Annotated in this window: 22 protein-coding genes and 1 riboswitch; of the genes, 13 read left to right on the top strand and 9 right to left on the bottom strand. The window is 59.0% G+C overall.

Annotated elements, in window-relative coordinates; translation table 11 throughout:
- Nucleotides 1-81: 81 nt before the first annotated feature.
- From ykgO to AOZ07_RS14560, 3 genes are all read right to left on the bottom strand, one after another.
- Nucleotides 82-204, bottom strand: coding sequence for a type B 50S ribosomal protein L36 (gene ykgO, locus AOZ07_RS14570; protein ID WP_060702636.1), 123 nt, complete (start codon nucleotides 202-204; stop codon nucleotides 82-84).
- Nucleotide 205: 1 nt separating this feature from the next.
- Nucleotides 206-1,282 (bottom strand): GTP-binding protein, encoded by a 1,077-nt coding sequence (locus AOZ07_RS14565; RefSeq protein ID WP_060702635.1) that lies wholly within the window; start codon nucleotides 1,280-1,282, stop codon nucleotides 206-208.
- A gap of 103 nt (nucleotides 1,283-1,385) precedes the next feature.
- Entirely contained in the window at nucleotides 1,386-2,243 is an 858-nt protein-coding gene (locus AOZ07_RS14560; RefSeq protein ID WP_060702634.1) for a fumarylacetoacetate hydrolase family protein, read from the bottom strand.
- 215 nt (nucleotides 2,244-2,458) lie between these two features.
- Between AOZ07_RS14560 and AOZ07_RS14555 the strand changes: the two genes are divergently transcribed.
- The 5 genes from AOZ07_RS14555 (at nucleotide 2,459) to AOZ07_RS14535 (ending at nucleotide 6,972) form a co-directional block, all read left to right on the top strand.
- Entirely contained in the window at nucleotides 2,459-3,100 is a 642-nt protein-coding gene (locus tag AOZ07_RS14555) for an ABC transporter permease (RefSeq protein ID WP_060702633.1), read from the top strand.
- A 19-nt stretch (nucleotides 3,101-3,119) separates the two neighbouring features.
- Nucleotides 3,120-4,355: an ABC transporter ATP-binding protein gene (locus AOZ07_RS14550; protein ID WP_060703495.1), complete on the top strand. Its 1,236-nt coding sequence runs from the start codon at nucleotides 3,120-3,122 to the stop codon at nucleotides 4,353-4,355.
- Nucleotides 4,352-5,080, top strand: coding sequence for an ABC transporter permease (locus tag AOZ07_RS14545; protein WP_060702632.1), 729 nt, complete (start codon nucleotides 4,352-4,354; stop codon nucleotides 5,078-5,080). The genes AOZ07_RS14550 and AOZ07_RS14545 overlap by 4 nt, the downstream gene beginning before the upstream one ends.
- On the top strand, nucleotides 5,077-6,054 hold the full coding sequence (locus AOZ07_RS14540; RefSeq protein WP_060702631.1) for a glycine betaine ABC transporter substrate-binding protein: 978 nt from the start codon (nucleotides 5,077-5,079) through the stop codon (nucleotides 6,052-6,054). The genes AOZ07_RS14545 and AOZ07_RS14540 overlap by 4 nt, the downstream gene beginning before the upstream one ends.
- A gap of 369 nt (nucleotides 6,055-6,423) precedes the next feature.
- Nucleotides 6,424-6,972: a YceI family protein gene (locus AOZ07_RS14535; protein WP_060702630.1), complete on the top strand. Its 549-nt coding sequence runs from the start codon at nucleotides 6,424-6,426 to the stop codon at nucleotides 6,970-6,972.
- A gap of 113 nt (nucleotides 6,973-7,085) precedes the next feature.
- On the opposite strand, the gene AOZ07_RS14530 is transcribed toward AOZ07_RS14535, so the two are convergent.
- Entirely contained in the window at nucleotides 7,086-7,538 is a 453-nt protein-coding gene (locus AOZ07_RS14530; RefSeq protein WP_060702629.1) for a DUF4190 domain-containing protein, read from the bottom strand.
- Nucleotides 7,539-7,732: 194 nt separating this feature from the next.
- Between AOZ07_RS14530 and AOZ07_RS14525 the strand changes: the two genes are divergently transcribed.
- Nucleotides 7,733-8,386 carry a LysE family translocator gene (locus AOZ07_RS14525; protein ID WP_075972511.1) on the top strand — a complete coding sequence of 218 codons (654 nt, stop codon included), beginning with the start codon at nucleotides 7,733-7,735 and terminating at the stop codon, nucleotides 8,384-8,386.
- A 68-nt stretch (nucleotides 8,387-8,454) separates the two neighbouring features.
- Here AOZ07_RS14525 and AOZ07_RS14520 read toward each other — a convergent pair whose 3' ends face one another.
- Nucleotides 8,455-9,624 carry an MFS transporter gene (locus AOZ07_RS14520; RefSeq protein WP_060702627.1) on the bottom strand — a complete coding sequence of 390 codons (1,170 nt, stop codon included), beginning with the start codon at nucleotides 9,622-9,624 and terminating at the stop codon, nucleotides 8,455-8,457.
- 462 nt (nucleotides 9,625-10,086) lie between these two features.
- Here AOZ07_RS14520 and AOZ07_RS14515 point away from each other — a divergent pair, with 462 nt between their 5' ends.
- A complete protein-coding gene (locus tag AOZ07_RS14515; protein ID WP_060702626.1) occupies nucleotides 10,087-10,527 on the top strand; it encodes a helix-turn-helix domain-containing protein in 441 nt (146 codons plus the stop codon).
- Between the two features lie 46 nt (nucleotides 10,528-10,573).
- On the top strand, nucleotides 10,574-11,140 hold the full coding sequence (locus AOZ07_RS14510) for a PIN domain-containing protein (RefSeq protein WP_060702625.1): 567 nt from the start codon (nucleotides 10,574-10,576) through the stop codon (nucleotides 11,138-11,140).
- Between the two features lie 81 nt (nucleotides 11,141-11,221).
- Here the strand turns inward: AOZ07_RS14510 and AOZ07_RS14505 are convergent, their stop codons facing one another.
- The 3 genes from AOZ07_RS14505 to AOZ07_RS14495 are packed head-to-tail and all read right to left on the bottom strand — an operon-like array spanning nucleotide 11,222 to nucleotide 14,084.
- Nucleotides 11,222-11,854, bottom strand: coding sequence for a LutC/YkgG family protein (locus AOZ07_RS14505; RefSeq protein ID WP_060702624.1), 633 nt, complete (start codon nucleotides 11,852-11,854; stop codon nucleotides 11,222-11,224).
- A complete protein-coding gene (locus AOZ07_RS14500) occupies nucleotides 11,851-13,302 on the bottom strand; it encodes a LutB/LldF family L-lactate oxidation iron-sulfur protein (protein WP_084793431.1) in 1,452 nt (483 codons plus the stop codon). The genes AOZ07_RS14505 and AOZ07_RS14500 overlap by 4 nt, the downstream gene beginning before the upstream one ends.
- A gap of 17 nt (nucleotides 13,303-13,319) precedes the next feature.
- Nucleotides 13,320-14,084 (bottom strand): (Fe-S)-binding protein, encoded by a 765-nt coding sequence (locus AOZ07_RS14495; protein ID WP_060702622.1) that lies wholly within the window; start codon nucleotides 14,082-14,084, stop codon nucleotides 13,320-13,322.
- A 148-nt stretch (nucleotides 14,085-14,232) separates the two neighbouring features.
- Here AOZ07_RS14495 and AOZ07_RS14490 point away from each other — a divergent pair, with 148 nt between their 5' ends.
- From AOZ07_RS14490 to AOZ07_RS14475, 4 genes are all read left to right on the top strand, one after another.
- On the top strand, nucleotides 14,233-15,909 hold the full coding sequence (locus AOZ07_RS14490; RefSeq protein WP_060702621.1) for an L-lactate permease: 1,677 nt from the start codon (nucleotides 14,233-14,235) through the stop codon (nucleotides 15,907-15,909).
- 26 nt (nucleotides 15,910-15,935) lie between these two features.
- Nucleotides 15,936-16,643 (top strand): FadR/GntR family transcriptional regulator, encoded by a 708-nt coding sequence (locus AOZ07_RS14485; RefSeq protein WP_060702620.1) that lies wholly within the window; start codon nucleotides 15,936-15,938, stop codon nucleotides 16,641-16,643.
- 171 nt (nucleotides 16,644-16,814) lie between these two features.
- Nucleotides 16,815-17,585, top strand: a complete 771-nt coding sequence (locus AOZ07_RS14480; protein WP_060702619.1) for an SDR family oxidoreductase — start codon at nucleotides 16,815-16,817, stop codon at nucleotides 17,583-17,585.
- Nucleotides 17,575-18,630: an L-idonate 5-dehydrogenase gene (locus tag AOZ07_RS14475; RefSeq protein WP_060702618.1), complete on the top strand. Its 1,056-nt coding sequence runs from the start codon at nucleotides 17,575-17,577 to the stop codon at nucleotides 18,628-18,630. Before AOZ07_RS14480 ends, AOZ07_RS14475 begins: the two co-directional genes overlap by 11 nt.
- A gap of 76 nt (nucleotides 18,631-18,706) precedes the next feature.
- Here the strand turns inward: AOZ07_RS14475 and AOZ07_RS14470 are convergent, their stop codons facing one another.
- Complete coding sequence (locus AOZ07_RS14470; protein WP_084793283.1) at nucleotides 18,707-19,258, bottom strand: OsmC family protein; 552 nt, start codon at nucleotides 19,256-19,258, stop codon at nucleotides 18,707-18,709.
- Between the two features lie 29 nt (nucleotides 19,259-19,287).
- A riboswitch (SAM riboswitch) is annotated at nucleotides 19,288-19,408 on the bottom strand.
- Nucleotides 19,409-19,573: 165 nt separating this feature from the next.
- On the opposite strand from AOZ07_RS14470, the gene AOZ07_RS14465 reads away from it, so the two are divergent.
- A complete protein-coding gene (locus tag AOZ07_RS14465) occupies nucleotides 19,574-22,762 on the top strand; it encodes a DEAD/DEAH box helicase (protein ID WP_194943686.1) in 3,189 nt (1,062 codons plus the stop codon).
- Nucleotides 22,763-22,767: the final 5 nt, after the last annotated feature.

Genomic DNA, 22,767 nt, shown 5'->3' with positions numbered 1-22,767 from the left:
TGCGCAGGTGGGTGGCGTGATTCACGCGTTGGGCGGTCTTCCTGCCAGCAAGTTGCATGGCCTTGCTGGCAGGACAGGCGGCTATCCTTGGCGGGCCTTGAGCCGAGGATTTTTCTTGTTGATGACAAACACGCGTCCGCGGCGGCGGACAACTTGGGAACCTGGCTCGTTTTTCAGCGAGCGCAGTGAGTTGCGAACCTTCATTTCATTCACCTCCTTGCAGATCAGGGTTGTTGCCTGGAGCTGGAGCAGTTGTTAACAGGTCTTGCAGCTCGTCCTCGGTGACCTGGCAGTTCTCGAAGATCTTGGCGATCTGTCCGGCTTCATGTTCCGAGTCGTAGAGCATCAGTTCAGAGGCGGCAATTTCTGTCGACCATGAACCCGTATTTTCCATCCAGATGCGTGGCCCGGCGCCGCCAATAGCCACTCGCTCACTGAGCGCGCTGGCCACCCAAAGCCGGCCCCGAAGGCAAGTGCAGGACGCGGCAAGTTCGGAGAGCGCTTCGCGGAATCGCTGCGGGTGCAACGGGCGTTCAGCATGCAAGTGAAGGGGAGCCCTGCCAGAAGGGGCGAGGTGGCGGGCCATCGGAACGTGGCCTGCACGGGTTCGCCATTGGACGGCCTCATAGCTGAAGGATCCGAGTTCGCTGCCATGGCGGCACAAAGCGGCATGCGGGGCCAGATGCTGGGCGAGCTCCAACCCGGCGATGAAGTCCTTTCCGCCATCGCGGCGGGGGCTGTCAGGCGCTTCAAGAAGCTGAGTCTGCATCCCTTCCACCGGAATCAGGGTGTCAGCTTGCATGAGCTCGGTGAAGAAATACTCGCCGGGGGTCCGCTGGTCTTGCTGCATGGAGCTGAAACCCGATTCCCAGAGCGTGTGCCGATCCCACATCTGGTCTTCGAGTTCGACAGGATCCAAGGACAGGACATTGCTGCCCACGCTGATGCCTGCCAGCTCCAGCTTTTCGGCAAGGGTTTCAAGCACGGAACCACTGTGCCAAGTTGCTGGCAGGCCCAGGAGCATTGTGGCGTCGGCATGTCGTGGCGCCAGCCGCTGGATGGCAGGGAAAATCTCGTATTTGACCGCGCAGCCGATGCACGGATGCTCGAGAACCGCCTCGCCGTATTCTGCGGAGGCATTTCCTGAGACGGTGCGCACCAGGCGGTTGCCTTCGACGAAGTCGTAGGAAAGCACCACGGCCTGCGGATGGTGGCCCAAGAGGTGCTTAAGCCCTGCGTCGCGGCAGGAAGTGTCGAGGGAAGAGAGAACTATGACTTTCACACCATTCAGCTTATATGAGAATGATTCTCAATAACAAGCGGAGAGGTGATCGCAAGGCAATGGGCCCACCAGTTCAACTGGCAGGCCCATTGCAGCTAAATGGCTAGTTCTGTGGTGCGTGGAACGTTGTCCGGGCCATTCCCAGACCCTCAATCCGGGTCTCCAGCACATCTCCGTGCTTGAGCCACGGGTGGCGCCCATTTTCGTCGCGTCGTCCCAGTGCTACACCTGCAGGGGTGCCGGTCAGGATGACATCACCGGGCTGCAGCTCGTTGAAGGTCGAGAGGTAGGAAACCAGCTCGCTCACGGAGAAGATCAAATCGTCGATCCGGGCCTCCTGGACTACCGTGCCGTTGACGGAACTGGTGATTTTTGCTGCTGGATCCAGTTCGTCAGGAGTCACCAGCCACGGACCAAGGGGAGTGGAGTGATCCCAGATCTTTCCCTGCAGCCACTCCTGCGTGCGCCCCTGGTATCCGCGCATGGAAACGTCGCTGGAAACGGCGTAGCCGGCAATATGTTCCGGGGCGGATTCCTCGCTGATTCGGCGGCCCGGTGCGCCGATGATGATGGCCAATTCAGCCTCGTAATCAACGCGATGGTCTTCTACCGGGATCTCCACCGCGTCGTTTGCGCCGCAGAGCGATGAAGCAAACTTGGCAAATACGGTGGGGTACTTGGGCAGTTCCTCGCCGACTTCTGCCGCATGCGACTTGTAGTTCAAGCCGATGCAATAGATCTTCGACGGCTGGGGAATCAAGGGGGCGTAGTCGGCTTCGCCCTCTGCAATGGACTCGCCGACTAGCGCGCGGGCGATGACTTCCTGCTGGGTTTCGGGATCGAGCCGAAGGAAACGCTGCACGGTGTCGAGATTGTCCAGATAGTAGGCCCTGCCATCGTCGATGAGAGCTGCCGTGGTATGGCCGGGTTCGCTGGCGAGGCGGAGCGTAGCAAGTTTCATGTTTCTATCTCACTACATTTCGGGTCGAATTCACACCCTGTTTCAGCTTCCCACAAGGATTGTTTTGCCCGGTAGAACATGGTGCGGGGCGCGGTGCCCAGCCCCGATAATCTTGGTGACCTGAATTACCCCCGGTAAGCTCAGGATATGAACGGGGCAGTTTTGCTGCCCTGAGATCTATCTGGATACGTAACTAAAGTGAAGTAGGTTTTAATGTGGGTGACTATTTTGGCGAGCGATATCGCCATATTTTCTTCGCCTCGTGGCAGCACTTTTCGCTGGTCGCTCAGTGCCTGATCCTGGCAACTGTCATTGCTGTTTTTATTGCCGTCCTGGTGTACCGCAATAAATCCCTCTCCGGCATCGCCAACTCCGTCAGCGCCATCGGGCTGACCATCCCGTCCTTCGCGTTGATTGGCTTGCTGATTGTTCCTTTTGGCTTCGGCGTTGCACCAGCGGTGATCGTGGTGACGTTCTTCGCTGCTCTGCCAATTCTGCGCAATGCCATCGTGGGCCTGAATAATATCGAACCGTCCATTGTCGAATCCGCCAAGGGCATCGGAATGAGCCGGCTGAAAACCCTCATCTCCGTGGAACTGCCCATCGCCTGGCCTGTCATCCTGACCGGCGTGCGAGTTTCGGCCCAGATGGTCATGGGCGTAGCCGCTGTCGTCTCCTATGCGCTGGGCCCGGGCCTCGGTGGCTTCATTTTCCAGGGCCTTTCCCGCCTTGGCGGAGCCAACTCCCTGGAATCTGTCGTGACCGGCGTGGCCGGCGTCGTGATTCTTGCGCTCATTCTTGACTTGATTTTGCTCGGCATCGGCCGACTGACTACCCCGCGAGGTATCCGTGTCTGAAAATAAGAATTCCGAAACCATGACCGCACAGGATGTCACTGGCGCGTCGATCATGCTCGAAGAAGTGACCAAGACGTACCCCGGGCAGAAGAAATCCGCAGTCGGCGGCCTTACCCTGGAGATCCCCGCCGGATCCATCGTGATGTTCGTTGGGCCCTCGGGCTGCGGCAAGACGACGACCCTGAAAATGATCAACCGGCTGATCGAGCCTACCAGCGGAAAAATCGTGATCAACGGGGAAGACGTCACCGGCATGAATGGCGACGAGCTGCGCCGGCGCATTGGCTACGTCATCCAGGCTGGAGGGCTCTTCCCGCATATGACCGTGGCAACCAATATCGCCATGGTTCCCAAGATGCTGGGGTGGTCCAAGGAAAAGATCGCGGCACGTGTCGATGAGCTGCTGGAGCTGGTATCGCTGGATCCCGAGCTGTATCGGGACCGCTTCCCGAAGGAGCTTTCCGGTGGCCAGCAGCAGCGCGTTGGCGTGGCCCGCGCCTTGGCGGCTGACCCTCCGGTATTGCTCATGGACGAGCCCTTCGGCGCGGTTGATCCGATCACCCGCCAGCGCTTGCAAGATGAGCTGCTCAACATCCAGTCCGAGGTCCAGAAGACCATTGTCTGCGTCACCCACGACTTTGACGAAGCGGTGAAGCTGGGGGACTGGATCGCCATCTTCAACGAAGGCGCGCAGCTGGAGCAATACGATTCTCCCGAAAGGATCCTGGCCAATCCGGCCAGCGAATTCGTGGAGAACTTCATTGGCTCCGGCGCAGGCTTGAAGCAGCTGACGCTGACCCGGGTCAACGAGGTGGACCTGGAAGAAGCGATCACGACATCGCCGGGCAAGCGGGCTTCCGATGTGCTCTCGCAAGTGCAAGGCGCCGGCCGCAAGTACGCGGTGGTCCTGGATTCACGCGGGCGTCCCTTGCGCCGGCTGGATCGCCGGCAGCTCTCGCGTGCGGAGATCATCGACGGCACCTATGACCAGAGCCTTCCGGTCGTTGGCGAGCAGGCAACGCTCAACGATGCCCTGGACACCATGCTGGTGGCCAGTTCCGAATCGGCGCTGGTCACCGGCCGGCGAGACGTGCTGCTGGGCACCATCACCGTCCAGACGGTGATGGAAGCCATCGCTGCGGCCAATGGCGCCCAAGACGGGGACCACTCGGCACCGGTCGGGTTGAACTCTGGAGCTATCAACATCGTGGACATCAATAGCGGGGCCGCCAATTCGGATGGTGAACCTGTATGAGCGCAGAAAAACGAACCCTTATATGGCAAATCGTGGCCATCGCCGCGGCCTTCGCGGTGCTCATGGTGTGGCTGCTGACCGCTGATCTGACCGAGACCGAACGCCAGACACTGGATCCGGCCACGATCTGGGGATACACCCTGGAGCACCTGAAGCTGACGGTGATTTCCACGGTGATCGTCTTGATCATCGCCATTCCCCTGGGCATTGTGCTGACCCGTCCGGGCTTGCGCCGTGCGGCGCCGGTTGTGCGGGCCATTGCCAACTTCGGCCAGGCAGCTCCGGCTATTGGCGTTGTCGTGCTGTTGGCGTTCTGGCTTGGATTCGGCGCCAAGACCGCGATCGTCTCGTTGGTGATCTATGCCATTCTGCCGGTGCTGTCCAATACCATCGTGGGCTTGCAACAGGTAGACCAGCGCATCGTCGAGGCCGGGCGAGGCATTGGCATGAGCTTGATGGCAGTGCTGTTCAAGGTGGAGCTGCCCTTGGCCGTGCCCGTGATGCTGTCCGGCATTCGCACCGCGCTGGTTCTCCTGGTGGGTACTGCCACTTTGGCGACCTTCATCAACGGTGGCGGATTGGGCATCCTGATCACCACCGGGGTGAACCTCAACCTCAACGTCGTACTGATTACCGGTTCGCTTCTGGTTGCGCTGCTGGCCTTGACCATCGATTGGCTGGGACGCGTCGTGGAACAGGTTGCACGGCCGAAGGGACTGTCATGAAAAACGCAATGAAACTGTCCCTGGTCTCGATCGCTGCGGTGATCGGTTTAGCCGGTTGCGGCCTGAGCCCGTCAACGGGTACCGTCCCCGCGGTGGGGCCCGGAAAAATCCAGCCGGTCGCTGATGGCCAGGAAAAGTCGAAGGTGACGGTGACTTCCAAGTCGTTCACCGAGCAGCTGCTCTTGGGCAAGATCACCGTGATCGCCTTGGAAGCCGCCGGCTACGACGTCACCGACTTGACCAACGTGCCAGGTTCCCAGCCCGCCCGGCAGCTATTGCTCTCCGGGGACGCTAGTGTGCTTTGGGAATACACCGGCACCGCTTGGCTGACATATCTTGGCCATGAAGAACCGGTCGATGGAGAACAGGCACAGTGGGAAGCGGTGAAAAAGGACGATATTCCCAATGGCATCGACTGGGGCGATCCGGCACCACTGAACAACACGTATGCCATGGCAATGAATGAAGAGACGGCAAAACACCTGGGAGTTACCAAGCTTTCAGAGCTGAAAGATGTGGATCCGAAGGATCTGACCTTCTGTGTCGATCCTGAATTCAATTCGCGCCGCGATGGCCTGACGCCAATGCTGGAGCACTATGGCATTGACCGCGGGGCTGAGGTTCCGGAGAGCAATATTGGCCTCTATGACGTTGGCGCTATCTATCAGGCAACAGCCGACGGTGCTTGCAACTTCGGCGAAGTGTTCACCACCGATGGCCGAATCAAGGCTTTGAACTTGACGGTATTGGAAGACGACAAGAAGTACTTCCCGAGCTACAACGCCGCTCCAGCTTTTAATGGCGAATTCTTGAAAGAGCATCCGGAAGTTGAAGGCATTATGGCCCAGATCGCTCCGCTGCTCACCGATGAAGTCCTGATGGAACTGAACTACCAGGTGGATGTCGTTGGCCGCGAGCCAGCAGACGTTGCCTTTGAATGGATGGTTGATCAAGGGCTGGTTTCCAAGCCTTGATATAGCGTTCGATAGTGGATGACCTCGCAAGCTGGGCTTCGACTTCTTTGGAAGTCGGGGTCCAGCTTTTGCCATTGAAGGTTCATCCAGGGTTGGTTTCCCCGGTTCAGCCGTGGTTGCAGAATGAATGGGCTGGGTTGCACCCAAATCGCCGCATTGAGCCAAGACCGGTCGAGTGCAAAAGTAGTTCAAAAAGAATTTTGTAGCCTAAAGATTGAGGTCAACATGCGAATTCTGGTCGCACGCGTGCGTGTTGGGGATTTTTTTTGAGAAAACTCATTGACGCTTCAACTTAATTGGTGCAATACTGGTGTCATCGAAACAAATTGAAACGTCAACTACTTGTTGGCGCAACGGAAGGATTTAGACATGACTGCAACTGCATTGACCGCTGGTACCTGGAACCTTGACGCATCGCACTCAGAGGTTGGCTTCTCGGTCCGCCACGCTGGCATCTCCAAGGTTCGCGGTAGTTTCACCGAATTCGATGCAACCCTGAACATCGCAGAGACCCTGGAAGCTTCCAGCGTTGAAGCATCCGTTCAGATCAGCTCGGTTAACACCAAGGATGCAAACCGCGACGGCCACCTCAAGGGCGCTGACTTCTTCGACGCCGAGCAGTTCCCAACCATGACCTTCAAGTCGACCGGCCTCAAGGGCGGTGCCGACGAGTTCATCTTGGTTGGCGACCTGACCATCCGTGGCGTATCCAAGGAAGTTGAATTCGAAGTTGAAGTTGGCGGCCAGGCTGTCGATGCTTTTGGTGCAACCCGCGCTGGCTTCTTCGCATCCACCACCATCTCCCGCAAGGAATTCGGCATCACCTGGAACGCAGCGCTGGAAGCCGGTGGCGTTCTGGTCAGCGACAAGGTCAAGATCGAGCTTGATGCTTCCTTCGTACTGCCTGCCGCAGCCTAAATAGCTTCCCGAGAACCGCCATGGGGTTGGCGGTATGAGGGCCGATACCGGCAAAGCCTCCGAACCAGTTATGGTTCGGAGGCTTTTGTCGTTAAGCGGATTTTCTAGTGAGCCTAGAAGCCGTTGTCGTAGGTGTCGTAGGACATTTCTGGCGCGAAGATTGCCAGAACCATCATGCCCACGAAGCCAAGAACCCAGAACAAGCCGATAATGGTGCCGATCCAGCCAGTCACCTTGCCCACGGTTGCCGCTGTATTAAACTCGCGCTCGGCCCGGTTGGCCTTGACGATTGCTATGGGACCCAAAATTACATTCAAGATAAAGATCGAAAGAATGCCAAGGATCATGGAGGTCTGGGCCAGCTGGCTTCCCTCGAACTGCGCCTGCGTTGGGTATCCGGGATAGCCAGCCTGGTAAGGCGTCTGCTGGTACGGAGACTGCTGGTACTGGGACTGTTGATACTGCGACTGCTGGTATTGCCCTTGCTGACCGAACCGCTGATTCTGGCCCTGGTTTGGCTGCCCCGCAGTGTACGGATTCTGCGGTTCGCCATTCGGAGTAGACATTGCCGCCTGCTTTCAAACTTGATGGTGAGTCTATTAAATCAATGCTTGGGTCAATTCTCGTACAAACTGGAGAAAATGTTCTGCTCGAGCCCCAGAAGCCCTTATCGAGAACAGCGACTGCCAACCGTGAAACTGGTTGATGCCATCGTCACCGTTTCGCCGATGTAGCAATTTCATTTCTAAACTGGTGCATTATGACTTGGGCTTCGTTCTGCGCATACCTTGGCGTTTGCGTGATGGTGACACTTTCACCTGGACCAGATACTTTCTTGGTGCTGCGCTATTCGCTGGTGCGGCAGATGCACGGAATAATTGCAGCGCTGGGAATGATGGTCGCCATTTTCGCTTGGGCTACCTTGGCGGGAGCTGGCGCGGCTTCGGTAATTCAGCGGTTTCCCATGGTTGAAACCGTTATCGCCATTCTCGGTGGGCTGTATCTGGCGTATCTGGGGCTCAGCGGCTTCCTGAAATCGCGAGCGGTTGCCAAGGCTGATAGCGCGATCGCTCGCACTGAAACTCGTGAGGGGCATCGTCGGGAAGTTCACTCATTGGGAAAGACCTTTGCCGCTGGCATGCTTTCTGCTGCATTAAATCCAAAGCTGGGCTTGCTTTTTCTTGCCATGATGCCAAGTTTCATCCCGAAGGATTCCAATACTTTCCTCTGGGGGATGGGGCTAGGTGCAATTTTCGCTTCGGTAGGCTTCGGCTACATGCTGATCTTGAGCACTGCTGCGTCCAAGGCAATGCACTGGTTCAAGCGACCAGAGATCGCTCTGCGTTTGGAGTGGACGGCTTGTGCGGCGCTGTTCCTGATGGGTGCCGGCGTGATCATCAGCGCGTTCAAGTAGGCTCCGCTCAAAGTGCAGCAAGGCGTTGCCCATTCATAGGCTGTTTGTGCTGCCAAGCCGCGGACAGATTAGTTGCCTGGGGTCTTCTTGCGCCATAGCGCATGAGTAGTGGTCGCAAGAACAGTTAATACGAGGCTGAAGACTAGGCCGTAACCGAAAATCTGCGCGTAATGTCCCTGTTCTGCGGTGGCGGCGCTGACATAGGTGGCCGCCGAGGCGCCGGCAAAGAGCGAAAACACGAAGAACGATACCGTGGTCGCCCGAGCATCCGGTGCGATGTCGGTGGCCCAGCCCTGCATCGAAGAGTGCATGATGGCATTCGTGGCTCCCAGGAGCAGGGCAGTGGCGGTATATGAACCGGCTGAAGGCCAGAGCGCGGATGGCAGGAAAGCTCCACAGAGCAGCAATCCGCCTCCACCGATCAGCCAGGTCCGCGAGATTCGCGCCACCAGCCGTCGCATCAACCGCGCGCCCAAAATTACTCCCACTGCAAAACCGCACCCCAAGACGCCCGCTACTCCAATGGAAGCACCCGAGCGCTGCAAGGCGGGTACAACGTAGGTCAGCAGACCCATCAGCAGCGCGCCTTCCAGAAAGACGATGGCGTACAAGGCCAAATTCATTGGACGCAATGCCGCTGCAAGGCTAAAACTGCTGCGCGAATGCTGTGGCTCTCGCAAACGACGCAAGGAATACAACGCAGCGACACTCCCTAGCGCTGGAAGCGCGAAGACCAGGCGCCAATCCAGATAGGTAGCGAGCGCTCCTGCCGAGAGCGTGGCCAAGGTGGTGCCCAAGGACGAATAGATCTGAAGATCCGATAGCCCGCGTGCCCGTTCAACACCGTGGCGAGTGTCGCCGAGCAAGGTCAGGAGCGTCGGATAGAGTGCGCCGAACATCAGTCCGGTGAGGCATCGTGCAATGAGCAGAGGTGCATAATCGCTGAACATGATGCTTGCCAGGGCGCCGGCACCGGCACCAATGAGCGCTGAACGCAGGACGAGAAGTCGTCCGAAGCGATCGCTGGCCAGTCCCCACAGCGGTTGCCCGATGGCGTAGAACAACGAGTAGGCGGTGACAAGCTGAACGGCTTGGGAGAAGTCCAAAGACGTGCCCAGCGAGAGTGCCAGCAGCATCGGCGGAGTGCCGTAGCGGTCAAAAAACGAAAGGAATCCGATGAAGCGCAGGGCGGAATCGGGAACCGAATGCGCCGGTACCTGTGGGTGCTGCTCAGCCATGGATGTCCTTCGGAAAATGCTTCAGCCTACCCACTCATGTAAGCAGACTCACCCCGAACGTGCTGTTATCGATGACGGCAGTACCCGGCGCATAAAGCAGGACTTGTGGGAGGTAGCGCGGGGCTGGGCCTTGAGTCAAACGCGGGCGACGATCAGATAATTTCGCTGCACCTCCGTGCTCCTGGATTCCGAGCCCAACGAAATGGCCGAGACCACCAAGTAGCGCCAGCCTGATAAATACTTTTGGCCGGTTCCTCGACCGCATACCTGCGTGCCTTCTGGGCGCGATGAAATATTGACGGACAGTGCTTAGCCGAACGCACCGGAGGGCGGACAAAGTACAGCGCGGTGTCATCGAGTTTTGCGATGCCTTGAATGGCGGTCTGGAACTACCACGACTACCCCTTTCACTTATAAGTGAAAAGTGATATTTTTGAGCTGTAGAGAACATGGGGGATCAAGATGAGTGCTGTGCTATCCAAGGCTGACGTCATGGTCAGTGCTGAGGAGCTCATATCGGTGCGGCACGAAGTTGATATCGCTCCAGCCGGCATCGCTGGGTTTGCCGCAATCATGGCTGACGGTGAAACACGCGAGCTATCTCCGGAACTTTCGAGGATCATCGCTCGAGTAATTCGCACACTTGCCCTAAATGGAAGTGTCACTGTGGGTTCCTTGCCCGACGAGCTTACTAGCAATACCGCTGCTGAAGTTATGGGGGTATCCCGGCCTACTCTGCTAAAAATGGCAAAAGCCGGAGATATCGATTCATTCAAGGTCGGTAGTCATACAAGGTTCAAGCGAGATGACGTTATGAATCTCAAGGCCAAACGCGAAGTTGCGCGAAAGGCCGCGATGATGGACCTTCTAGAGATTCGTGATGAAATCGAAAATCACAAGTAGCACTTTCTAGGAATCAGGCACGTCGGGCCATGGTAGGAATAGCGCCATGGCCCAACGTGTTTTTGTTGATGCGAATGTTCTCTTTAGCAGAACCCTGTATGACTGGCTCTTTCTGCTGCGGATTGAATCGCGCGGCCGACTTTTTCAGATACATACTTCGTGGGATGTCATTAATGAAGCGGGAACCCGTTTAAGAGATGATCATCCTGAGTGGGATGGCGAAGGAATCTCCTCATTGATGTCAAAGATCCAAGATATTTTTGACGAGATTATTGAGGTTTTCCCCGGGGGCAAAGTCGACGGTATGGCAGATTCCGGAGACTGGCATGTTCACCATGCGGCAGAAGCAAGCCGTGCAGATATTTTACTTACACAGGACTCTGGATTTTCTTCTGATCTGGCGCTTTATGATGTTTACTCCTGCGACGAGTTTTTTGTGGAGATCGAAAAATCTGATCCACAAGCCGTCCAAAAAGTTATCGAGTTCCAAGCTCCGTATTGGGCGAAACGTGACGGCAAGCAACTTCCGGAAGCATTGCGCGACGCTAACTGCCCTGAATTCGCTCAGATAGTGCTGAAACGTATTCGAAAAATGGCCGTGACCACCAAGTAGCGCCAGACCGATAAAAACTTGTGGCCGGTTCCCCGGCCCTTTCCAGGTGGGGGAACCGGCCACAATGCCTAGCGCGAGTTGCTACAGGCCGCGAACCATCAGCACATCCAAGGTGCGCGGTCCGTGCACCCCTTCAACACGTTCCAGCTCGATGTCGCTGGTTGCCGAAGGGCCGGAGATCCAGGTCAGAGGCCGGGTGATGGACAGGCGCGGCATGGCCTCGGGCAGCAGCTGCACGATCGTGGAGATCGGCACAATGCACACGTGGTGATCGGGAACCAGCGAAATAGCGCGGCGCCCCTGGTCGGGCTGGCCATCAAGGATGATCGTTCCCGATTCGGCAACGGAAACCGCCGAAGAAGTCACCACGGCACTGGTGGCATCCAATTCGGCGACGCTCAAGCGGGCGCCGGGAGCATCAACGCGCTGTTCCACGTTCTGGCCCAGCGCCGAAAGCCAGCTGGCATCCAGTCCCTGCGGGTAGACCACGCTGGAGGCATCCTTGAGCTTGGCGGCAACAAATTGTGGAATCTGCCCCGCCTCGATCACCTCAACGCCGGCCTTGTAGTCCACCAAGCGGTCCACCAGCAACTCGATGAGCTGCTCTTTGCCCAGCGTCGAAGCCGTGCGGTAGCTGCGGGGAACCTCTTCGGTCGCCGGGGTATCGGCTAGGGCTGAACGGATCCTGGTCAGGATTTCTTCTTTCGCGCTCACTTGGACTCCTTTTCGTCGCTCCACCAGTCGCGGAAGGACTTTTGCGGCGGGACCGGAATGTCGCGGCTCTGCGTCCACCCGGCAGCGATGCCCGGCAGCTTCTTGATCTTCTTGTCCTTGCCCGCAGCCAGCCGGCCCAGCGGCAGCGCCTTTTCGAGCAGGCCAAGGTTCTTTCCCTTGCCCAAGGCCCAGGAGCCGCCCTTCATCAGCAGGTCCATCTGGGTTGGCAGCTTGTGCTTGGCGCGCTTGGCATCCACATCTTCGCCACGCAGGTGCACGAGGATTTCCGGGATGTTGATCTTCACCGGGCAGGCTTCGTAGCAAGCACCGCACAGCGAGGAGGCGTAGGGAAGGGAGCCGTTTTCCTCGACCTCGATGCCGGTCAGCAGCGGGGAGAGGATCGCGCCGATCGGGCCCGGGTAGGTGGAGCCATAGGCATGGCCGCCGGTGCGCTCGTAGACCGGGCAGACGTTCATGCAGGCCGAGCAGCGAATGCAATTCAGCGCGGTGCGCCCGAAGCGGTCGGCCAGCGCGCGGGTGCGACCATTATCCAGCAGGACGATGTGCACGTTCTGCGGGCCATCGTCCTCGGTGACACCGGTCCACAAGGAGGTGTACGGATTCATGCGCTCGCCGGTGGATGAGCGGGGAAGCAGCTGCATGAAGACCTCGATGTCCTCCCAGTGCGGCAGGACCTTTTCGATGCCCATGACGGTGATCAGGGTTTCGGGCAGGGTCAGGCACATCCGGCCGTTGCCTTCGGATTCCACCACGCCCAGGGTGCCGGTATCGGCCAGGGCGAAGTTGGCTCCGGAGATCGCGACCTTGGCGGCCAGGAACTTCTTGCGCAGGTGGGAACGTGCCGCTTCGGCCAGCTTGGCCGGCTCATCGGTCAGGTTCGGATCCACCACCGGCATTTGGCTGAGGAAGATGTCGCGTACCTCGGTGCGGTTCTTGTGAATGGCAGGAACCAGGATGTGGCTTGGCTTGTCGTGGCCCAGCTGGACGATCAGCTCGGCGAGGTCGGTTTCGAAGGCATCGATGCCCTCGGTTTCCAGGTGCTCGTTCAGGCCGATCTCCTGGGTGGCCATGGACTTGACCTTGACCACCTCTGTCGACCCGGTGGCCTTGACCAGATCGGTGACGATTTTGTTCGCCTCGCCAGCGTCGCGGGCCCAGTGCACCACGCCTCCGCGGGCGGTGAAGTTCTTCTCGAACTCCAACAGGCGCTCTTCAAGGGTGGCCATGGAATTGTTCTTGATGGCGCTGCCGGCATCGCGCAGCGCCTCCCAGTCGGGAAGCTCGCCCACGACCTTCAAGCGCTTGTCGCGGATGGTGTGGGTGGCATGGCGCAGGTTCTTGCGCATCTGGGTGTTGCCCAGTTCGCGGTGCGCCGCCTGGGGGAAGGGCTCGGTCTCGAACAGGTTGCCCTGTCCTCCGGCGGGCATGCCGAGGAATACCTGGGTCACAGTGACACCGTCTCTTCCATGGTGCTGGCCAGGATGTCGGCCAGGTGCAGGGTTTTCGGCTTGGCGCCGGTGCGCGAGAGGCCGCCGCCGATGTGCATCAGGCAGGAGGCATCCCCGCCGGAGCAGGCCGAGGCGCCGGTGGAGCAGATGTTCTTGACCTTGTCTTCGAGCATGGCCGAGGAGACGTCTGCGTTCTTGATCGAGAAGGTGCCGCCGAAACCGCAGCACTGGTCTGCTTCGGGAAGCTCGTTGACGGTGATGCCGCCGACGGTCTTGAGCAGATCCAGCTGGCGGTCGCCCAGGCCCAGCGAGCGCATGCCGTGGCAGGAGGGATGGTAGGTGATGGTTTCGGGGAAGTAGCTGCCCAGCTGCTCGGCCGCGTTGCTGATGCCCAGAACGTCCACCAGCAGCTGGGTCAGCTCGTAGGTGCGGGCACCGACAGCAGTGGCCCGGTCCTTGAGTTCTGGCTTGCCCAGGCGCTGCGCCAAATAGGGGTGCTGGTGCTTGATGGAGGCGACGCAGGAGCCGGAGGGGGCGACCGCGACGTCGTAGTCGTCGGTGTCGAAGGCGTTGATGTGGTTTTCGACAACGGGCAGTGCTTCTGGCATGTAGCCGGAGTTCATGTGCATTTGCCCGCAGCAGGCTTGCGCCTTGGGGAAAATGACCTCGTGGCCCAAGCGTTCCAGGATTCTCACTGTCGACTTGGCCGTTTCCGGGTACATGGCGTCGACTATGCACGTGGCAAAGAGGGCGATTCGCATGATTAAAGACTCTTTCAAGTGTGGTCTGACCATACTATGCGATTATTTTCGCGATAGTCAAGACTTGTTGTGATGCCACTCACCCTTGTACCCTTGGTGGTCGGACCACATATGGTCAGACCAATACTCGAGCAAGGACGCCCACACCGTGTTTACTCCCTCAACTGAACCGATAGCAGGAAGTGTTGCGATCTCTGCGCTGATCGCACTGATTCCTCTTGTCACCTTTTTTGTGCTGCTGGCAGTGATCAAAACCAAGGCCCACTGGGCCGGGTTGGGATCGCTGGCAGTGGCCATCATCGTCGCCATTCTCGGCTGGAAGATGCCGGTGGCCATGGCCCTGAACTCCGGGGCCATGGGCATGGTCTTTGGCGCTTTCCCGATCGTCTGGATCGTGGTGATGGCCATCTTCCTCTACCAGGTCACCGTCAAGTCCGGACGCTTTGAAGACCTGCGCCGGGTCTTCGACGTGATCGGCGGCGGCGATGTGCGCATCCAGGCCGTCTTGATCGCGTTCTGCTTTGGCGGACTGCTCGAAGCGCTGGCAGGATTCGGCGCCCCGGTCGCCATTACCGCGACCATGCTGCTGGCCCTGGGCCTCTCGCCGCTGCGTGCGGCCTGCGCCGTGCTGATTGCCAATACGGCACCGGTGGCCTTTGGCGCCGTGGCTATTCCGATCACCACCGCGGGAGCCCTGACCGGCATTCCGGCCCATGAAATCGGCGCCGTGGTTGGCCACCAGTCGCCGCTGCTGGCATTGTTTGTCCCGACCATCCTGGTGCTGATCCTCGATGGCTGGCGCGGCGTGCGCCAGGTGCTTCCAGCTACCCTGGTCATCGGCATTTCCTTCGGCCTGGCCCAGTGGCTGTGCTCCACCTACTTCTCCTACGAGCTGACCGACATCGTCGCATCGCTGGTCGGCCTGGCAGCGGCCGTGATCCTGTTGCGCTTCTGGACCCCGAAGGGCGCCGACGAAGCTCGGGCCCGCGTGCTGACCGCCGAAGCCGCCGCCGTGCCGGTGCAGCAAGGCACCAAGCTGCACGGCGCGAACACCTGGATGGCGCTGTTCCCGTACCTGCTGGTGATCGTGGTCTTCGGCCTGGCCAAGCTCTGGAAGCTGGGCGTCGACATCCCTGCCTGGCTGGCCAGCACCGACATCAAGTTCGGCTGGCCCGGCCTGCACGGGCAGGTGGTGGATGCCAGCGGCAAGGCGGTTTCCTCGACCATGTACACCTTCTCCTGGCTGTCTTCGCCGGGCACCTTGCTGCTGATCACCGGCGTGATCGTCGCCTTTGTGTACTCGAAGTACACCGGCGGCGGAAAGTACGCCATGACCTTCGGCGAGGGCTTGTCGGAGATCGGCAAGACCATCTACAACATGCGCTTCGCCGCGCTGACCATCCTCTCGGTCCTGGGGCTGGCCTACGTGATGAACCTGTCCGGCCAGACCATCACCGTGGGAACCTGGCTGGCCGGTGCCGGAGGGTTCTTCGCCTTCCTCTCGCCAATCCTGGGCTGGATCGGCACCGCGGTGACCGGATCGGATACCTCGGCCAACGCGCTGTTCGCCAAGCTTCAGCAGACCGCCGGCGTGAATGCCGGGATCGATCCGCATCTGCTGGTGGCGGCCAATACCTCCGGCGGCGTCGTCGGCAAGCTGATTTCCCCGCAGAACCTGGCCATTGCCGCAACCAGCGTGAAGATGGAAGGCCAGGAATCGGTGATCCTCAAGAAGGTCGCCGGCTGGTCGGTGGGCATGCTGCTGGTGCTGTGCGTCCTGGTCTACCTGCAGTCCACCCCGGTGCTTTCATGGATGCTTCCATAGGGTGCTGAACGGCTAAAATAGTTCCGATGCCAATTAACCCAGCTCCGCGTGCGTACCAGATCGTGCTTCAGGCCATTGAGGAAGATCTGCGTACCGAGAAGTTGTCCGTGGGGGACCAGCTTCCTGGCGAACGTGCGCTCGCGGAGCAGCATGGGATTTCCCGCGCTTCGGTGCGCGATGCCATCCGCATCCTCGACGTGATGGGCATTATCAGGACCTCCACTGGATCTGGGCCGAACTCCGGCGCCGTGATCATCTCCAATCCCGCGGCGGGAATTTCCCAGGCGCTGCGCCTGCATCTGGCGGCCAAGGGCATCAACGTCCGCGAGATCGTTGAATCGCGCATCCTGCTGGAAACCTGGGCAGCCCAGATGACGCCGCGCGACCCCATCCATGCCCAGCAGGTCATAGATCGGACCGCGGTGCTGATCATGCGCATGGATGATGCGCAGCTCTCGCGCGAATCCTTCCACCGCATTGATGCCGAATTCCACGTTTTGCTCGCATCCATGGCGGGCAACGCGGTGGTCGAATCCATGATGGAATCCCTGCGCAACTCGATCAGTGACTATGTTGCCGCGTCCATCCCGGACGACGAAGCCTGGCAACCGGTGGTCAAGGTGCTGCGCCGCCAGCACAAGGCCATCCACCATGCCTTTGCCACCGGCCAGCGCGAGCGCGCAGCCCAGCTGCTCGAAGAGCACATCACCTGGTTCTACTCGCAGACCCGCTAGATCTGGTAGCAAGAGCACCAGTTAAATAAGTCGGACTTTATTACCCTTAGCTCCTCATATATCTGATATGTTTTCAGTAGGCGACGGGGCTGCATTTCGGATACGTCAGTTGGTTTACACCGGTGATGAGTTCCCGTCGATGTACCATCGACACTTCATGCGAGGGAATTCATGAGCCAACTTTTTGACCTGTCCGGACGACTGGCCCTGGTCACCGGGTCCTCCCGCGGCATCGGCCGCGAACTTGCCCGCGCCCTGGCAGATGCCGGCGCCACGATCATCCTGCATGGCCGCGATGAGCAGCGTCTGGCCGAAACCGCCGCCGAATTTGCCACCCGCTACGGTGCCGAAAAAATCCACAGCGCCTGCTTTGACGTCACCGACGACGCCGCCGTGCGCGAGAACATCGCAGCCATCGAAAAGAACATCGGCGCCATCCGTATTCTGGTGAACAACGCCGGCATCCAGCACCGCGTGCCGATGCTGGACCTCGACGTGGCCGACTGGCAGCGTGTGATTGATACCAACCTCACCAGCGCATTCCTGGTAGGCCGAGAAGCCGCCCGCGGCATGGTGGAACGCGGCGAAGGCAAGATCATCAACATCTGCTCGGTGCAAACCGACCTCGCCCGCCCCACCATCTCCGCCTACACCGCGGCCAAGGGCGGCCTGCGCAACCTCACCCGCGCGATGACCGCCGAATGGGCTGGCGCGGGCCTGCAGATCAACGGCATTGCACCGGGATACATCCACACCGAAATGACCCAGAACCTGGTGGACGACGAGAAGTTCAATTCCTGGATCCTGGGCCGTACCCCGGCTGCCCGCTGGGGCTCAGTCGAGGACTTGGCCGGTCCAGCGGTATGGCTGGCATCGGACGGATCCAACTACGTCAACGGGCAAACCATTTTCATCGACGGAGGCATGAGCGTTGTCGTCTAGCACCCTTTCCAACAAGACCCTGGGCGTCGTCGCCCATGCCGCTGGCGACCTGCGGATCGAGCAGATCGACCTGCCCGCACCCGCTGCGGATGAAGCACGAATCGCCATCGCCTATGGCGGCATTTGCGGTTCGGACCTGCACTATTGGAGCCACGGAGCGGCCGGGGAGTCCATCCTCAAGGCCCCGATGGTTCTCGGGCATGAGATCGTCGGCACCGTTATCCAGGCGGCCGCTGATGGCAGCGGCCCGGGCGCGGGAAGCAAAGTCGCGGTGCACCCGGCAACACCGGGAGACACCGGGGAACCCTATCCTTCTGACCGCCCGAACCTTTCACCCGGATGCACTTATTTGGGCTCGGCTGCCCGCTACCCGCATACCGAGGGCGCTTTTGCCCGCGAGGTGAATCTGCCTGCACGCATGCTGCGCGAACTGCCCGCTGGCCTCTCGCTGCGTGACGCTGCGCTGGCCGAGCCAGCCGCCGTGGCTTGGCATGCGGTCTCGCGTGCCGGCACCGTCTCCGGCAAAAAAGCTCTGGTCATTGGCGCTGGCCCGATCGGAGCGCTGGCCGTGGCGGTGCTCAAGCGCGCCGGTGCCAGCGAAATCATCGCGGTGGACATGCACGAGACGCCGTTGGGCATTGCCAAAGAACTCGGTGCCACCGCAACCCTGCGCGCCGATGACCAGGAAGCAATCGCCAAGGTCAACGCCGATGTGGTGATCGAGGCCAGCGGCAATTACCGCGGCCTGGCCTCTGCCATTCGCGGCGCGGTGCGTGGCGGACGCGTCGTCATGGTCGGCCTGCTGCCCTCCGGCGAGCAACCTGCCCTGATTTCGCTGGCCATCACCCGCGAGCTGGAACTTGTCGGCTCTTTCCGCTTCAACGACGAAATCGACCAGGTGATCGATGCGCTGGCCGACGGTTCCCTGCACATCGGCGCGGCCGTCACCCACGAGTTCCCGGTATCCGATGGCCTTGAAGCTTTTGAAACAGCCAAGGATTCCTCGAAGTCTGGCAAGGTCTTGCTGAACTTCCTGGAGCAGTAATCCCTCCCAGTGCAACGACGCGGTGGTGGCCTCTGATAACAAGGGCCGCCACCGCGTCTTTGCTATTAAGCAGGTGCTAGTTGGCCTCGGCAAGATGCAGCGAGGTGGCCACTGGCACCGGGTTGGCGAACAGATCGAGGACTGGGCAGTGGGCATCAACTGCTTGGCGCAATTCCTCGTAGCGCTCGACGGATTCTGGACCAGCTATCTGGACTTTCAAATCCACTGAAGAGAAACCGGGACGCACCGACGCGTCGATGCCGAATAGTCCGCGAACATCGAGCTGCCCATCAGCGGTAATCTGCACATCATCAACCTGGATGCCCAGGCTCTCGGCGTAGAGCCGATAGACCACGACCTGGCATGAGACCAAGGCTGCCAATGCGTATTCAACGGGACTGGCGGCGATGTCGTTACCGCCGAGCGCTGCTGGTTCATCGACGGTGAAGGTGTGCTTGCCGGCGCGAATATTGCTGGCGACCGAAGCAAAACCCTCGCCCTGGACAGTGAAGGTCAACTGGGCACTGTGTGGAGCGGAGGAGATCCGTTCGCCCCAACCGGCACCGGCTTCTTGCAGGCGTTGAGAGCGGTCTTCGGCCACGGATAGCTTGGCTGTTGCGTGAGGCATGGGGATTCATCCCCTTTCTGGCGCAGGGGCGCCATCGTTTACGATCCTGGATTTCAAGAAGCGTCGAATCGTCACCTGGGGCACCCCGCACAATGGCCTAAAGGGTTGCCGTCCACTCAGCCAGGGCTGTGATGAGTGGAACTCGTGATTCAGTGGTTCCTTTGTATCTTGTGGCAAGCGGATCGGTAAAGTATCCACTTAACGTTTCGTCATGGCGGTCCTGTCCCTTAGCGTCGATAGGATGGTGGGTAGCAATCCGCTCCAACGCACTACCCATGGATGGCGATGATGGAATTCCAGCTGACTCTTTCCTCAGTGAACTCATTAGTGTCCGAGGAAGAACTTCGCATCGGGCAATTCTTCTTCGAATCCGGAAAAGTCCAGGATGTTGAACGCCATCGTGAACGGGGGAACGCCCGAGTCACTGCGCTGGTTCGCAACAGCGAGGTCATGGTCGGGTTTCGGATCGGCAACGAGGGCATAGAATTCCACTCTTTCTGCACCGAACATCCATCTGAGTACTCCTGCCCGGAAGTCGCAGCACTGCTGCTGGAGATAGTCAGCGACGCCGAAGACCCGCTCTACGTCTCGGATCAGGCAGCCGACCCTTATGGCTGGCAACGCAATGCGGTTCCCCAATGGGAACGAAACCTGAATCGGTTGTTGCCCGTCGTTGAAGTAGAAACCGACATTGTCGAAGAGCCGCTGGGCCTGATTTTGAAGGTCGTCACAGAGCCACGGTACGGAGGAGAAGATGTCCTCACTCTCCAAGCGAGGCCGGCAAAGCAAGGAACCAAGAGCCCGTGGGTGCAGACCGGCATTAGCTGGAAATCGGTCGCCTTTGACGAGCACTTTTCCAGGGCGCAACGCCGCGCAGTCGTGGAATTGAACCGCCTGCGGGAACATGCCGAAAAGGTGAAGTACGGTCATTTCTGGGAAACCACAGACTGGATTTCCTTGATGGAACTTCCTGGCAAGGATCTCTTGGCCGCTTTCAAGGATCTCAAGGATGCAGGCGTTGCCATTATTAATGGCGGTTCTGCGTCCAAGCCGCCGGTGAACTTCAGTGAAAAACTGGCCCATGCATACGTGGATTTCCGTCAAGGGGAAAACGGCCTGACCGTCGAAGGCGTGCTTCATGGTCCTGAACCTGAACACACGCACCTGTTGCCCGTAGGAAATCCCCCTGCTTTTGTGGCTTTTTCCTCCCAGCCGTTGGCCAAATCCAAGACCTGGGGCCTGGCAGAATTTGCTGATCCGGTATCAGCAGAGCTCGCCACGTTTATTGCCTCCGGTGTCCAGTTCATTCCGTCTTCTGAAGTAGGCCGGTTTGAGCAAACCCATCTGGACAGGGTGCGCCAGCTGGCGCCATTGAAGAGCGCGGATGTTTCCTACGCCATCCCCGACCCTCCACGACCAGTGCTGCGACTGCGCGTTTCAAGCACTGTCGACAGCGTCAGCCTGCATTATTCATGGAAGTACGCAGCCAAGGCCCAACGCCAGCGAAGTGTTGAAAAGGAAATCATCGCTTCGATCAATGACAAATTGGGCGACGACTCTGCCTTGGGACAGGTGAAATCGAACGGGATCTACGAAGATCGAGAGCTGACGATGGATGAGTCCATCGACTTCTTGGTCTACACCTTGCCGTTACTGGAAGAACATCCCGATATCTTGATTGAAGCCCAGAACCAGCTTCCCAAGTATCGGATTATCGACTCTCCTGCGACGGTAGCCATCGATGCTGGTGAAAGCACTGGAGACTGGTTTGATCTGACAGTCGAGGTCACCATCGATGACATCAAGGTGCCATTTGCGCTACTGCTAGCTGCGCTCACGCTGCACTTGGATTATCTGGTTCTTGAGGACCTGACCGTCATTCCCATCGGCGGAGAAGACTTCGCCCAGCTGCGTCAGCTGATCGACGAGGCCGGTGAATTAGGCAAGGTCGAAGGCAATACAATTCGGGTCCACAAACTGAGCATCGACTGGTGGAAGGAACTGCTGGATCTGGGCATTATCGAAGCCCAGCATAACCAGTGGCTGCAGAACATGAATGAGCTCACCAGCGGCGAAGAGCTTAATCCCGTGGAACTGCCCGAGAGTTTCAAGGCCAACTTGCGCCCTTACCAGGAACAGGGGCTCGCGTGGCTTAACTTCCTGCGAACCCACTCGCTGGGAGGGGTTCTGGCAGATGACATGGGCCTGGGTAAAACCGTCCAATTGCTGGCGTGCCTCGAACAGGCACGCATCGAGAACCCGGGCCAAAAATTCCTGGTTCTGGCACCTACCTCGGTCGTAGGCAACTGGATCAATGAAGCACACCGGTTCACTCCCCATCTGAAGACGCGGGGGATTACCTCTACCGCCAAGAAGGCAGGGCAAACAGTCGCAGACCAGTTGGGCGATGCCCAGTTGATCGTGACCAGCTATGCGATCTTCCGGCTCTCCTATGAAGAGTTCGAAGCGGCAGGGTTCTCGGTCATGATCATGGATGAAGCCCAACAGCTGAAGAACCATGCCTCCAAGGGATATAAGCAGGCCCGGCAACTGCCTGTCCCCTGCAAATTTGTGGTCACAGGCACTCCGATGGAGAACAACCTGCTGGAGCTGTGGGCCCTGGTTTCGCTGGCAGCCCCTGGGCTGTTGGGCGCTCAGAACGCTTTCAAGGACAACTACCAAAAGCAGATATCCGACGGGGACAAGGAACGGCTTGAACGGCTCAAGAGCCGGCTGCGCCCCTTTGTCCTTCGGCGCACCAAGGAACAGGTTGTTCCCGAACTTCCTGCCAAGACGGAGCAAATCTTGGAGGTGGAACTGGAACCAAACCACCGCAAAGCCTACGACCGGCGTTTCCAGCGCGTGCGCCAAGAGGTGCTCGGCTTGGTTGACGACGTCGATTCGAACCGGTTCAAAATCCTCCAGTCGCTCACTTTGCTGCGTCAGCTGGCCCTGGACCCGTCACTGGTCGGAGAAGGGGACGGAGCGAGCGCGAAGCTCGAATTGCTGCGTGAAATGATTGGCGATGCCGTGGCAGAAGGACACAAGATCTTGATCTTCAGCCAGTTCACCAGCTTCCTTACCAAAGCGAAGGAGATAGCCGAAGAGCTGGGCATTGCTCATGGCTACCTGGACGGTTCGACAAGTGCCGCCAAGCGCAAGGAATTGATTGAGGGGTTCACAGATGGCCAGTTCCCGGTCTTCTTCATCTCGCTGAAGTCAGGCGGTTTTGGCATCAACCTCACGGCGGCGGACTACTGCATCTTGTTGGACCCTTGGTGGAATCCGGCTGCCGAGGCCCAGGCTATTGACCGCGCGCATCGCATCGGCCAGGAGAAGCCGGTCTATGTTTATCGCCTCGTCGCTAAGGACACCATCGAATCCAAGGTTCTGGCACTTCAAGCGAAGAAGACGCAGCTCTTTAATGATGTCCTTGGCGACGAAGCCCAAGCAGGGCAGCAGGCAGCCCTGAATGCAGATGACTTCTTGGCCCTGATGAGCTAACTGCC

This window comes from Glutamicibacter halophytocola (assembly GCF_001302565.1).
Classification (GTDB): Bacteria; Actinomycetota; Actinomycetes; order Actinomycetales; family Micrococcaceae; genus Glutamicibacter; species Glutamicibacter halophytocola.
Note: the sequence above shows the minus strand (reverse complement) of the source record. Positions and strands in the feature narration are given on the sequence as shown.